Annotated in this window: 12 protein-coding genes; 6 read left to right on the top strand and 6 right to left on the bottom strand. The window is 48.1% G+C overall.

Features of this window, described 5'->3' with window-relative positions; translation table 11 throughout:
• Genes Q1V74_RS00485 through Q1V74_RS00475 form a run of 3 tightly spaced genes read right to left on the bottom strand, consistent with a single transcriptional unit; the run spans position 1 to position 3,528 of the window.
• Entirely contained in the window at positions 1–912 is a 912-nt protein-coding gene (locus tag Q1V74_RS00485) for an ABC transporter permease (protein WP_300646566.1), read from the bottom strand.
• Complete coding sequence (locus Q1V74_RS00480) at positions 912–1,898, bottom strand: ABC transporter permease (protein WP_260650507.1); 987 nt, start codon at positions 1,896–1,898, stop codon at positions 912–914. The genes Q1V74_RS00485 and Q1V74_RS00480 overlap by 1 nt, the downstream gene beginning before the upstream one ends.
• 55 nt (positions 1,899–1,953) lie before the next feature.
• A complete protein-coding gene (locus Q1V74_RS00475; RefSeq protein ID WP_300646564.1) occupies positions 1,954–3,528 on the bottom strand; it encodes an ABC transporter substrate-binding protein in 1,575 nt (524 codons plus the stop codon).
• 112 nt (positions 3,529–3,640) lie between these two features.
• Between Q1V74_RS00475 and dinB the strand changes: the two genes are divergently transcribed.
• The 5 genes from dinB (at position 3,641) to Q1V74_RS00450 (ending at position 9,011) form a co-directional block, all read left to right on the top strand.
• A complete protein-coding gene (dinB, locus tag Q1V74_RS00470) occupies positions 3,641–4,822 on the top strand; it encodes a DNA polymerase IV (RefSeq protein ID WP_300646562.1) in 1,182 nt (393 codons plus the stop codon).
• 68 nt (positions 4,823–4,890) lie between these two features.
• The gene (locus tag Q1V74_RS00465; RefSeq protein ID WP_300646561.1) at positions 4,891–6,081 is read left to right on the top strand and encodes an acetylornithine transaminase; all 1,191 of its coding nucleotides are present in this window, start codon (positions 4,891–4,893) and stop codon (positions 6,079–6,081) included.
• Positions 6,082–6,184: 103 nt separating this feature from the next.
• A complete protein-coding gene (locus Q1V74_RS00460) occupies positions 6,185–6,883 on the top strand; it encodes a fumarylacetoacetate hydrolase family protein (RefSeq protein ID WP_260650502.1) in 699 nt (232 codons plus the stop codon).
• A 277-nt stretch (positions 6,884–7,160) separates the two neighbouring features.
• Positions 7,161–8,102 (top strand): 3-carboxyethylcatechol 2,3-dioxygenase, encoded by a 942-nt coding sequence (locus tag Q1V74_RS00455; RefSeq protein WP_300646560.1) that lies wholly within the window; start codon positions 7,161–7,163, stop codon positions 8,100–8,102.
• Positions 8,103–8,141: 39 nt separating this feature from the next.
• A complete protein-coding gene (locus Q1V74_RS00450) occupies positions 8,142–9,011 on the top strand; it encodes an alpha/beta fold hydrolase (RefSeq protein WP_260650500.1) in 870 nt (289 codons plus the stop codon).
• Positions 9,012–9,129: 118 nt separating this feature from the next.
• On the opposite strand, the gene Q1V74_RS00445 is transcribed toward Q1V74_RS00450, so the two are convergent.
• Positions 9,130–11,289 carry a malate synthase G gene (locus Q1V74_RS00445; RefSeq protein WP_300646558.1) on the bottom strand — a complete coding sequence of 720 codons (2,160 nt, stop codon included), beginning with the start codon at positions 11,287–11,289 and terminating at the stop codon, positions 9,130–9,132.
• Positions 11,290–11,534: 245 nt separating this feature from the next.
• On the opposite strand from Q1V74_RS00445, the gene Q1V74_RS00440 reads away from it, so the two are divergent.
• Positions 11,535–13,028: an AMP nucleosidase gene (locus tag Q1V74_RS00440; RefSeq protein WP_260650498.1), complete on the top strand. Its 1,494-nt coding sequence runs from the start codon at positions 11,535–11,537 to the stop codon at positions 13,026–13,028.
• Between the two features lie 90 nt (positions 13,029–13,118).
• Here Q1V74_RS00440 and Q1V74_RS00435 read toward each other — a convergent pair whose 3' ends face one another.
• Complete coding sequence (locus Q1V74_RS00435) at positions 13,119–13,685, bottom strand: SET domain-containing protein-lysine N-methyltransferase (protein ID WP_260650497.1); 567 nt, start codon at positions 13,683–13,685, stop codon at positions 13,119–13,121.
• Between the two features lie 6 nt (positions 13,686–13,691).
• The coding region (locus Q1V74_RS00430) for a hypothetical protein (RefSeq protein WP_300646556.1) at positions 13,692–13,925 on the bottom strand (234 nt) is incomplete at its 5' end.

Genomic DNA, 13,925 nt, shown 5'->3' with positions numbered 1-13,925 from the left:
TTAGTTTAGTTTTGGATTGAGCGCATCGCGCAACCAATCACCTAATAAGTTGACAGAAAGAACCAGTAATACCAGCATCAGCCCAGGGAAAATCGTAATCCACCATTCGCCTGAAAAAAGAAAATCATTACCAACCCGAATTAACGTACCGAGAGAAGGGGATGTAGGCGGAACACCGACCCCTAAAAAGGAAAGCGTTGCTTCGGTGATAATAGCTGTGGCTAAATGCACGGTGGCTAAAACCAATACTGGTCCCAGTACGTTGGGGAGTACATGATGAAACATGATACGTGGACCTGATACCCCAATGACTTTGGCGGCTTGTACGTATTCTTTATTTTTTTCCACGAGCGTGGAGCCACGAACGGTACGCGCATACTGGGGCCAGCCGGCTAAAGCGATGGCACCGACTAAGACGGGAAAAGCAATCACATCAAGCAGATGTTGGGGAACGGCCGCGCGGGCGACGCCATCAATGAGTAATGCGATTAAAATAGCCGGAAAAGAGAGCTGTACATCTGCAACACGCATAATAAAAGCATCAATACGTCCGCCGCTGTATCCCGCGATCAGACCTAACCCAATGCCCACCACCATGGCTAGTATGACCGAGGCAAAGCCAATCAATAAGGAAATACGGGTGCCATAGAGTAGTGCAGAAAAAAGGTCTCTGCCTTGACTATCGGTACCAAGTAGGTAGTTGAGCTGGCCTTCGCTTTGCCACGCAGGGGGTAAAAGGGCATCCATGAGGTTGACAGAGGCTAAATCAAAAGGATTGTGCGGGGCGAGCCAAGGGGCACCCAAGGCACCGATAAAAAGCACAATAGTCATTACGGTGCCAAATATTGCCACCGGAGAATGGCGCCATGACCAAGCGATATCGCTATCCCAAAAGCGTTGAAAAGCATTCATCAGTGCGTACCTCCGCGATGTAGACTGACGCGCAGGCGTGGGTCTACCGCAAAATACAATAAATCAACAATCAGGTTAATACACACAAAAACCAACGCAATTAAACAGAGATAGGCGGCCATCACGGGTACGTCTGCAAACTGTACCGCTTGAATAAAGAGCAGCCCCATTCCCGGCCATTGGAAGACCGTTTCGGTGACAATTGCAAAAGCAATAATCCCGCCAAGCTGTAGGCCAGTGATGGTGATCACCGGTACCATGGTATTTTTTAACGCGTGTCCAAAATGAATGGCACGTTGGCTTAAGCCACGGGCTCGGGCAAATTTAATATAGTCACTACGAAGCACCTCGAGCATTTCTGAGCGTACTAATCGTAAAATCAGAGTAAGCTGAAATAAAGATAAGGTAATAGCAGGCAGAATCAGGTGTTTCCAACCATCAATAGAGAGTAGCCCTGTGCTCCACCAGCCAAAATAAGTGACTTCGCCACGCCCATAGCTAGGCAACCAACCCAGCTGCACGGACATCACTAAAATCAATAAAATCCCGATTAAAAAGGTGGGAAGAGAAATACCCAACAGGGAAAAAGCGAGAATGGCCTGAGATAAAAAACTATGGCGATTAAGAGCGGTGTACACACCTAAAGGTAAGCCGATAATCAGCGCTAAGAGAGCCGCAACCACAGATAACTCAACCGTGGCTGGTAAGCGGTCTTTAAGTAGCTCGGCGACGCTTTGTCCTTGGCGTAGGGATAAGCCAAACTCACCTTGGATGGCGTTTTGTACAAAGTGCCAAAACTGCACCAAAGCAGATTGATCCAGCCCTAAGCTGGCTCGCAGCGCAATGCGATCAGCTTCGGTCGCATCCTGTCCGAGCATGGCTGTGACGGGATCGCCAATATATCGAAATAAAATAAACGCCAGCAAGCTAACGGTGAGCATGACCAGTACAGCTTGAAACAGGCGTCGGATAATAAATACCAACATACAGGGTAAGCCGTAGTGTGGGTTGATAGCCCACAACTACGATCCTATTTAAGAATTAATCAATAGTTACCCAGTGCGGAGTCAGACGGTTGTCTGCGCGATGCACTACGTTAACGTTTTTTGCCATGGCCCAAGGGATAACTTGGTCATGGAGCGGGATGTGACCGACCTCTTCGGCATGGATTTTGAGGACTTGATGAATCGCAGCGGTACGTTTGGCTTCGTCCGTTTCGACTTTGATTTGATCAATTAGCTGATCGACTTCGGCGTTTTCGTAGTTGCCAAAATTAAAGGAACCATCGGCGCCTTCGCCTTTGCTGTGCATGAGGCTTTGTAAGGTATAGAGAGCGTCAAAGGTAGGCACCCCCCAACCGAATAAATAGGCGCTGGTGTCATAAGACTGAACTTTAGGGAAGTAAGTGGCGCGGGGCATGGCGTTCAAGTTTGCTTTCACGCCGGCTTTGGCCCACATGCCAACCACAGCCTGACAGATGGCTTCGTCATTAATGTAGCGGTTATTGGGGCAGTCTAATGTAAAGTTCAGCTCATTGGGGCCGTAGCCGGCTTCTTTGAGCAGGGCTTTGGCTTTTTCAACATCAGGAGCTGGGCGTTTAGCCAAGTCTTCGGTCCAGCCATGCACTTGTGGGGCGATCATCGTACCGGTAGGTAAAGAGGAGCCTCGCATGACGGCTTTTTTAATGGCCTCGGTGTCGATGGCTAAATAAAGCGCTTGACGTACACGTACGTCAGCAAAGGGATTGCTGCCTTTAATGGAGCTGTATTTTAACTCTGGGCTTTTTTGGTCTAAGCCAATGTAAATGGTGCGGTACTCGTTGCCCTCGACCACTTTGGCTTGCTGCTTAATGCGGTTTAAGTCTTGAGCGGGAGGGTCGAGGACAAAATCCACTTCGCCAGAAAGTAGGGCGGCGGTACGAGTAGCATTTTGTTTGATTGGCGTGTAGACAATTTTACTGACATTACCGGTTTTGCTGTCTTTGCCCCACCAGTCGGGATTCTCTACATATGTTGTGCGGATATCGACTTCGCGGCTTTCGAGCTTATAGGCGCCGGTACCATTGGTGTGACGGGCCGAGTAGGTTTCTTGTTGGCTTGCAAAATCCTGAGGTGTTGTGGCGTTATTGGCTTCAGCCCAGGCTTTATTCATAATAAAGACATTGGTAAGCTGGCGCAGTAACACGGGGTTTGGACCATCGGTTTCGATTTCTACCGTATGGTCATCGATTTTGCGTACGTTCTTAATGCCATTGACATAGGCTTTAAAGTTAGAGGTAGGTGCTAAAGCGCGGTTGATGGAAAAGACGACGTCTTCTGCTGTGAAATCAGCTCCATCATGAAACTTGACCCCTTTTCGTAGGTGAAACCGCCAAACGGTATCTGATACGGGCTCCCACTCGGTAGCCAGTGAGGGTACCAGATTAAAGTCCTTATCATAGTCAACCAAAGGTTCATAGACGTAGCTGCTGGCAGCGATTGTCATGCCTTCGTTTTGAGCGTGTGGGTCAAGGGTTAAAATATCACCTTGGCTGGCCCAGCGTAGGGTTTTAGCATGAGCCCCCATGGGGATAAGTAGCGCAGCGGATAAGGCCGCTACCAAAAGTTTTTTATGCATCTGGCTTCTCCGGATCATTATTTGTTTTTTGATCGTGCCTTAATCTTGGCTAAGGCGTCAATGTTAAGCATAGACCATCTATGCATAAAGAGAGGTTAATTAAAAGCAAAGCATGACAAAAAAACGCCGCATTGCTCACCTAGATATGGATGCATTTTATGCTTCTGTGGCCTTGTTGCGTTATCCGGATTTACGCCGAAAGGTTTTGGTAATCGGGGGGCGGAATGTTCCTGCTCCAGTCAAAAAGGCCGATGGCACTTGGGAATATGCTCGTTTGCGTGATTATGTTGGGCGCGGGGTGGTGACCACGGCTAGTTACGAGGCACGAGCTTTAGGCGTATTTTCTGCTATGGGGTTAATGAAAGCGGCTCAGTATGCCCCCGATGCGTATTTATTACCGGCAGATTTTCAAGCGTATCGACATTATTCTCGTCTATTTAAGGAGGCCGTAGCGACTGTTTCTGATCGCATAGAGAATCGTGGCATTGATGAGATCTACATTGATTTAAGCCACTTAACGCAAAGCAGTATGCAACTAGCGCGGCGTTTACAACAAGTGGTGTGGGAGGCCACAGGCTTAACGTGTTCGGTAGGGATTAGTCCAAATAAGCTTTTAGCTAAGATTGCTTCAGACTTAAATAAGCCAAATGGCGTGTGTGTATTAGGGCAGGAAGAAGTTCCAACGATGGTTTGGCCTTTACCCGTAGGTAAGGTCAATGGGATTGGCCCTAAATCTCAACAAAAACTTGCTAGGTTGGGGATTCATACCGTAGGGGATTTGGCGCAAGCGAGCCCACCTTTATTACAACGGCACTTTGGGTTGAGTTATGCCAAGTGGTTAGCCGATGCGGCACAAGGCAAAGACGATAGACCCATTGTTTTGGCCTCGGAGCCTAAGTCATTAAGTCGTGAGCGTACCTTTGAGCGAGACTTACATGTTCGTCATGACCGGCAACGTCTTACCCAGTTTTTAGAGGCGATTTGTGCTCAGTTAGCGCAGGACTTACAACAAAAAGGTTACCGTGCTTTTACGATTGGTATTAAGCTGCGCTTTGATGATTTTTCTACCTTAACTCGCGATCATAGTATGGACGTACCGGTTGTAAAGCAGGCTGATTTGCTGCACGCGGCGCGCCAGTGCTTGCGGCGTACGCAGATCCGTCATCGCTCACTGCGACTGGTGGGGGTGCGCGCATCTAAGCTTATCGCCGAAGCGGACTGTGTGCGCTACGATCGCTTACCTGTACAACTTTCTTTTGGTGATTTGGCGAGTTTGGATACAAAGCGGGATTGATGCGCTAAAATTATAAGAACGAACTGTTTTTGTTCTATCGTTCTCTTTTTTATACAGGGTTTGCCGTTATGCAATTTGATCAGGTTGGTGCAGACGCACTGATGGAAATTACCTCTCGTCCGGATTTGGTTTTTGTGCGTGGTCAAGGTTCTTGGCTCGAAGATCATAACGGCAAGCGCTACCTTGATATGATTCAGGGCTGGGCGGTGAATGCGTTGGGGCACAGCCCTAAAAATGTGGTCGAAGCCATGTGTAAACAGGCTTCAGAGCTGATGAACCCTTCGCCAGCGTTTTACAATGCTCCTATGATGGAGCTGGCTAAATTGATTACGCAGCACTCTTGCTTTGATCGGGTGTTTTTTGCCAACAGTGGGGGCGAAGCCAACGAGGGGGCGATCAAGCTTGCCCGTAAGTGGGGGCAGCTCCACCGCCAAGGTGCTTATAAAATTATTACCTTTGAGCACAGTTTTCATGGGCGCACCTTAGCCACGATGTCTGCATCGGGTAAAGCCGGCTGGGATACGATTTTTGCTCCTCAAGTCGATGGCTTTCCCAAGGCTAAGCTCAACGATATTGATTCAGTACGCGCGTTGGTAGATGAAAAAACTGTTGCCATCATGCTTGAACCTGTTCAGGGCGAGGGTGGTGTGATTCCCGCCGATCACGCTTTTATGCAAGCCTTGCGACAAACCTGTGATGAGTTTGGCCTTTTGCTCATCGTTGATGAGGTGCAAAGCGGTATGGGGCGCACGGGCAAACTGTTTGCCTACCAGCATTCGGGGGTAGAGCCCGATATTATGACCCTAGGTAAAGGGATTGGTGCCGGGGTACCGTTAGCGGCATTATGCGCTAAAGAGTCGGTCTCATGTTTTGAGCACGGGGATCAGGGCGGTACCTATAATGGTAATCCAGTGGTGACAGCGGCAGGCGTAGCGGTTATGCAAACACTAACTGCCGATGGGTTTATGCAAAGCGTCAATGAGCGTGCACAGCAGCTTTCCGAGGGTTTGTTGGCGTTGAGCGCTAAGTGGGGGCTAAAAGGGGAGCGCGGTCAGGGGTTATTACGGGCTTTGATCTTAGATCGTGACGATGGCCCTGCTTTGGTCGAGGCAGCACGAAATCGTAACCCAGAGGGTATGTTGCTGAACTCTCCGCGCCCACATTTGTTGCGCTTTATGCCTGCGCTTAACATTAGTAAAGAGGATTTGGATCAGGCGTTACAGATATTAGATGCCTTGATTGCGCAAGTGCGTAGCTAATCGGCTGCATCACTTAATGCATGATGTTTCACATGAAACCGACCTTTTGAGGTCGGTTTTTTGTATGCTTAGTGCATACATCTTAACAAGAGGAGATAAGGTTATGAGTTATGTGTTTAGTCCCCCCGAACAGGTGAGTGTTCCGGTTAAAAATAGTGATCAACGCGTGCCTGTACGTCGGGTATATTGTGTGGGGCGTAATTATGCGGCGCATGCGATTGAAATGGGCTTCGATCCGAATCGAGAACCCCCCTTTTTCTTTTGTAAACCAACGGATGCGATAGTTCCTATTGAAGAGGGCAAACCGTATGCCTGGCCGTATCCTTCTAAGACACAAAACTTGCACTATGAGGCAGAGCTGGTGGCCGTAATAGGTAAAGGGGGGGCGAACATAGCGGTAGAGACAGCCTTAACTCACGTTTGGGGCTATGCCGTAGGGCTGGATATGACACGGCGCGATTTGCAGATAGAAATGCGAGAAATGGGGCGTCCATGGGAAGTGGGTAAGGCTTTTGATCATTCGGCGCCGATTGGTCCCATTTATCCTGTAGAGCAAGTGGGGCATATCGCTACGGGTGCTATTTGGTTACAGGTTGATGGTGAAGACCGTCAACGTAGTGATGTGAGCCATTTGATTTGGTCGGTTGCCGAAACGGTAGCGTATTTATCTACCTTATTTACGTTGGCACCGGGTGATTTGATTTTCACAGGTACGCCCGAAGGGGTGGGGGCGGTGCACAAAGGGCAGCAAATGCGGCTAGGTGTAGAAGGGCTTGGGGAGCTGTGCCTAGATGTGATGTAAGCCTTAAACATAGCGCTTATTTTGTTCACAGTGAAAAAACCGACCTGTTATGGTCGGTTTTTGTTTGTGGCGTAAATCGTTTGTTTACGGGGAGAAGCGGGATGTTTGCTGTATGAACAGTAGACATATAGCTGCCTTGGTTGCTTAGGTGGGTGTGATAATCTGTTTTGCATATGTCAATTGCCTGCCTAGCTTAGGTGGGGCTCTCGTGACTTTTATAAAAATAAAACGAGAGTGATTCAATACAAAATAAAACAGTCATTTAAGGAGTAATCGTATGACGGTGCTGTTGAAGTGTTTGTCTCATACGCCTTTGCGGGGGCTATATGATCCTGAACCTGGTATTGTCGCGGAAGTAGAACAGGTATTGGCTCAGGCTAAAGCCGAGGTCGAGGCATTTGATCCTGAGCTTATTATTCTATTTGCACCGGATCATTACAATGGCTTGTTTTATGATTTGATGCCGCCGTTTGTGGTGGCGACAGCCGCTGAGTCCGTTGGGGACTACAATACTCCTTTAGGCAATTTATCCATACCCCAAGATTTAGCCTTGGATTTGGTCCGCTATATTCATGACAAAGATGTGGATGTTGCCTTGTCCCATCGCTTACAGGTGGATCATGGCTGCACGCAGATTTTGATGGAGACCACAGGGAGCTTAACGCGTTATCCTGTTATCCCCATTATTATTAACTCAGTGGCGCCGCCATTTAACCCATATCGTCGTATTCGTAAATTAGGTGATGCGATAGGGCAGTTTATTGCTACGCTTAATAAGCGAGTATTGATTTTAGGTTCGGGTGGGCTATCCCATGAACCACCTGTACCCTTATTAAGTGGTGCCGCATCAGAAGTGGCAGAGTTTTTAATTTGTGGACGTAACCCCAGGCCAGAGGCCCGTGCGGCTCGAGAAGCGCGTACGGTTGCAGCAGCAAAAATCTTTGGTACTGCCGAATGCGAGTTAACCCCTTTAAATGCTGAGTGGGATAATGCATTTATGGACTTGTTAGCTAATAACGAGCTAGAAAAAGTCGATGCCTTTGAAGTCGAGGTCATTTCTAAAGAGGCGGGGCGCTCCACGCACGAGGTACGAACTTGGGTCGCTGCGTTTGCGGCATTGGCTGCCCAAGGGGATTACACCGCTACCAAAGACTATTACCGCCCTATCAATGAATGGATTGCTGGATATGGTGTGATTAGCGCGCAGCCTAAGTCATAGGGGTTCGTTTTAGTTCATATAACCAACAAAGGAATACACATGACGGATATTGTGATTAGTGAAGAACAGAGTAGTCGTTTTGTAGACATCGTTGAGGGGGACCTAAAAGCTAAAGTTCACTACAACGATTTTGGTAGTGGTGATGAAGTCGTGATTATGCTGCACGGCTCAGGACCCGGTGCAACAAGCTGGGCAAACTTTAGTCAAAACGTGGAGCCTTTAGTTAAAGCGGGCTATCGTGTGATTTTATTAGATTGTCCCGGCTGGGGAAAAAGCGACCCCATTGTGTCGACAGAGTCACGCTCACATTTGAATGCACAAGCCTTGAAAGGCACGATGGATGCGCTGGGTATTCAAAAAGCGCACTTGATTGGTAACTCCATGGGTGGACACAGTGTGACGGCATTCACCCTCGATAACCCAGAGCGTGTGGGTAAACTGATCCTGATGGGTGGAGGTACGGGTGGATTAAGTACGTTTACCCCCATGCCTACCGAGGGCATTAAGCGCTTACAGGCGTTGTATCGCAACCCTACTCTGGAAAACCTACGCGCGATGATGGACATTTTTGTCTATGATCCCAGCAGCCTAACCGATGAGCTTTTGCAGCAACGCTTAGAGAATATTCTGGCGCGTCAGGATCACTTGGATAATTTTGTTAAAAGTATTGATACCAACCCCCGTCAGTTCCCTGATTTTGGGGCGCGTTTAAGTTCTATCACAGCACCAACATTGATTATGTGGGGGCGTGATGATCGTTTTGTGCCCATGGATGCGGCATTACGTTTAGTGGCACATATTCCTAATGCGGAACTACATTTGTTTAATCGTTGTGGCCACTGGGTACAGTGGGAACATAAAGATCGCTTTAATGCGTTAGTATTGGATTTTTTAGCTGCTGATAAATAAATCTTACTGATTTAAATGTAGACGAAGCCCGATACGTGTTATCGGGCTTTTTGCATAAAAAAACCCGCACAGAGGAGTGCGGGTCAATGGGTTCTTAGAGTAAAACAGGTTTACAAGCTTAGCTTTGTTTTAGGGCTAGACGCCACTGATGTAATAGTGGTTCGGTGTAGCCATTTGGCTGCTCTAAGCCTTTAAAGATCAGGTCGCGAGCGGCTTGATAGGCTTTAGATGTGTTGAAATGGTTGGCCATGGGTAAATAAGCGGCATCGCCTTGGTTCTGTTTGTCGACGATGGCAGCCATACGTTGTAGGGTTTCATCGACTTGCTCGGCGGTGACTACGCCATGTAATAACCAGTTGGCAATATGCTGGCTGGAAATACGTAAAGTGGCCCGGTCCTCCATTAGTCCGACATCGTGAATGTCAGGGACTTTAGAGCAACCAACGCCCTGATCGATCCAACGTACGACGTAGCCCAAAATACCCTGGACATTGTTATCGAGTTCTTGCTGAATTTCTTCGGCAGACCAAGAGGGTTTGTCGACTACGGGGATAGTCAGGATATCGTCCAAAACGGGGGTGTTTTGGCCTTCCATGCTTTTTTGTAAGGCTTGCACATCGATTTGGTGGTAATGCAAAGCATGTAGTGTGGCCGCTGTAGGCGAGGGTACCCATGCTGTATTTCCCCCTGCTTTGAGGTGCCCGATTTTTTGCTCGAGCATATCGGCCATGAGATCCGGCATGGCCCACATGCCTTTACCGATTTGAGCGCGACCACGTAAACCACAATCTAGGCCTGTTTGAACGTTGTTACGCTCATAGGCGGGTAGCCAGGGTTGGGTTTTCATGTCGTTTTTGCGTACAACGGGACCAGCATGCATACATGTATGGATTTCATCACCGGTGCGATCTAGGAAGCCTGTGTTAATGAAAACCACGCGTTCGCTTGCCGCCGCAATACACGCTTTTAGGTTAATGGTCGTGCGACGCTCTTCGTCCATAATACCCATTTTTAGTGTATTGCGAGGCACTTGGATAAGGTCTTCAGCGCGAGCGAAAAGCTCATCGGCAAAGGCGACCTCGTCAGGGCCATGCATTTTGGGTTTAACGATATAGACGGAGCCTGTTTGAGAGTTAAGTTTTAGTTCTAGGTCGCGTTTGGCAATTAAGCCAGTGATCACGGCATCCATGATGCCCTCGGGGATCTCGTTACCTTCTTTGTCTAAAATTGCGGGGTTGGTCATGAGGTGACCAACATTGCGGATGAACATCAAAGAGCGCCCAGGGAGCTTTTGCGTGTTGCCTTGTAGGTCGGTGTATTCGCGGTCAGGATTAAGACGACGGGTGAAGGTTTTACCGCCTTTTTCAATGTCCTCGGTGAGCGTGCCGGTAATTAAGCCTAACCAATTGCGATACGCTAAGGTTTTGTCTTCGGCGTCCACTGTAGCTACAGAGTCTTCGCAGTCCATAATGGTGGTGACGGCGGACTCCAGCAAAATATCTTTAATGCCTGCTGCATCGTCTTTGCCAATGGGGTGAGAACGGTCTATTTGAATTTCAAAGTGCAGTCCATTATGGATAAATACGATAGCTTCAGGTTGATTGGTATCCCCACGGTAGCCGAGTAACGCATCGGGTTGTTGTAGTGTTGTGGTTGAACCATCGTCTAGCGTGATGTGTAGTGCCCCGTCTACAATGGCATACGCGGTAGCATTTTTGTGCGAGCCTTGTTGTAGTGGGATGCTTTGATCTAAAAAGTCGCGAGCAAAAGCAATGACTTTTTCACCACGAACCGGGTTGTAAGAGCCAGTGGGCTCGGCGCCATCGGTATGAGGAATAGCATCAGTGCCGTATAAGGCATCATAGAGGCTGCCCCAGCGCGCATTGGCGGCGTTTAATGCGTAGCGGGCGTTAGTAATGGGAACCACAAGCTGTGGGCCGGCTTGGTTAGTAATCGCACTATCAACGTTTTGAGTTTGTACGCGCACATGCTCTGGTTGGGGTAGTAGATAACCAATTTCGGACAAAAAGTCTTTATAAGCCGCCATGTTTTGGATGGGGCCAGGGTTAGCTTTGTGCCAGGTATCCAGTTGCTCTTGCAAAGCATCACGCTTGGCGAGTAGCTCACGGTTTTTGGGGGCTAGATCGTGAACCAGTTGACTAAAACCCTCCCAAAAAGCATCGCTATCTAAGCCGCTATGAGGTAGTACTTCGTTTTGAAGAAACTGATAGAGCGTGTTGTCAATGTGTAATTGGTGGCATTGCGTACGATTTGTCATGATTAGCCCTTTGTTACGTCATAATGAAGAGAAGTGTTTTTGCTATGATGGTGACGCAGTTTGTCTGCTCCTGTTATTCATTATGGCGACTAAAACCCATGAAATGAACACTCATTTGAGTTAGTGGATTCGATACTTTAAGTATCGACTGGCGCGCATAAAAACAAGAAATCGGTCGTAGATCGCCGTTTTTTGTTTTTGTGCGGGATAGATTAGCGTTATCACTCACCCTAAAGGATCGTTTTATGCAAGAGATCAAAGCCTCTACGCATGTTATGCGTCTTCCTCCGGCACAGCCGTACGAAGGATTCATGGAACCAGTGGCGGCCACACAGCGTTTGGTCGATTTATATCGGCGTAATACACAGTTTATTCGTGAGCATTTTTTGCAGTGTATGCGTCATGGTTTTCCTGCAGGGGAGCGCTATAGAGCGTGTTATCCTGCAATCCGGATTCGGGTTGATACCCACCAAGAGGTTGATAGCCGTTTGTCTTATGGGCATGTGGTGGAGCCAGGGTTATATGCCACCTCGGTAACGCAGCCAGACTTATTTTTTGATTATTTAGTGGAGCAAATTGGGTTGCTGATTAAAAATCATGGAGTGCCGGTGGAAATCGGGGAGTCCAGTCAGCCCATTCCCTTGCATTTTTGTTTGGGGGACAGCGATGGTAGTCCCGTGATTTATCCTGAGTCCTCTGGGCATGTGTTGCGTGATCATTTTGATGTGCCCGATTTGGCGGATATGGATGATGCCATCGTAAATGGCACGTGGCAGCCTAAAAAAGGGGAGCCATTGCCTTTGGCGCCTTTTACGGCGCCGCGTGTGGATTATTCCTTACATCGTTTGCAGCATTACACGGCGACGAAGCCCGCTCATTTTCAGAACTTTGTCCTGTTTACGAACTATCAGTTTTATGTAGATGAGTTTTGTGCTTGGGCCAAGCAGATGTTAATGGAGCAAAAAGGGGGGTATACCGCGCTAGTTGAGCCGGGAAATGTCGTGACTTATGCTGGAGGGCGTACCGAAGGCACACCACCGGGGCGGTTGCCGCAGATGCCGTCTTATCACCTTATGAGGGATAAGCATAGTGGTATTACTCTGATCAATATTGGGGTAGGACCATCGAACGCAAAAACGATTACAGACCATGTGGCTGTATTACGGCCGTCTGCGTGGTTGATGGTAGGACATTGTGCTGGTTTACGCACTACGCAGCGCTTGGGTGACTATGTCTTGGCGCATGGATATGTACGACAAGATAAAGTGTTAGATGAGGATTTGCCTACATGGGTGCCAGTACCACCTTTGGCGGAAATTCAAATCGCTTTAGAGCGGGCGGTTGCTGAGGTGGCAGGCTTATCTGGCTGGGAGTTAAAACGTATTATGCGTACAGGGACGGTGGCTTCGATTGATAATCGAAACTGGGAGCTGAGTGATCAGTCTGAACCTGTGCGTAAATTATCACAGTCGCGTGCGATAGCTTTAGATATGGAGTCTGCTACGATTGCGGCAAATGGTTTTCGGTTTCGTGTACCGTATGGCACTTTATTGTGTGTGTCTGATAAACCGCTGCATGGTGAGCTAAAATTACCAGGCATGGCAAATGCTTTTTATAGTACGCAAGTAGGTCAGCATTTGCATATTGGGATACGAGCTTTAGAGCTGGTGCGTGATATGCCGCCTGAGCGTTTGCACTCAAGAAAACTACGTAGCTTTATTGAAACGGCTTTTCAGTAATAGTACTTATTAGAGTAGCAGCAACAAAAAAACCGGATTTGATTTGAAAATCCGGTTTTTTTGTTTGTTTAAGCAAGAGGGTTGATTTTTTTACGTATTACGTAATAAATCTTGAATCTCTTCACGGACTGCTTGGCGTATGATTTTTTTCAGCCATTTTTTCTTTTTGGCTTTTTTTCTTTGTTTTTTAGATGGCTTGGGTAAAGCGAGCATGGTGCCCCGACAAGAGGGTGTCCCACATAAGCAAGCGTATTGTTTTTTAAGCGTTTTAGTGATTTTGTCGTCAATGGTAAGCGCATAATCATAAAGCAGCTCTTCACCCGCGGCAATGTCTCTAAGCGCCACAATAAACACACGATTACCGTCTTCGCTTTCATGGCCCTCGCAGTTTGGCTCACAGGAGTGGTTGATATAGCGAGAGTCGTTGCCCCCATTGCCACCGTCAATAATCATGCCGTTGCTGATAGCAAAAAAGAAGGTATGAAACGGGTCGTCTGGATTTGAGGGTTCTTGAGCATCGGCTTGCTCTTGGGTGATATGCACGCCCTCGTATTCCAAAATATATGTACCTTTGGGAATAGGACGGCGCGCGAAAACGCCGTGCCCATGAAGGGGGGAACGGCGAACTTCGTGCCAAGGGTCGGAAGGATGATCCATTCGGTATTAGGCCTCTGAGGTTTTGGCTGCGATGGTTTTCGCTGCCTTTTTAGCGGTTTTTTTCGCTACTTTTTTCGCTGCTTTTTTGGCTGCCGTTTTCGTCGCTTTTTTAGCCGCTTTTTTTGCTGTGGTTTTTTTCGCGGCTTTGCTTGCACGCGGTTCGAACTCAAAGCTAATTTTACCCTTGCTGTCACGCGTTAAAAAGGCTTTGAACTTGCGGTTGGTACGGTTCGAGACAAA

The sequence above is a fragment of the Paenalcaligenes sp. genome, assembly GCF_030152715.1.
Lineage (GTDB): Bacteria > Pseudomonadota > Gammaproteobacteria > Burkholderiales > Burkholderiaceae_B > Paenalcaligenes > Paenalcaligenes hermetiae.
Note: the sequence above shows the minus strand (reverse complement) of the source record. Positions and strands in the feature narration are given on the sequence as shown.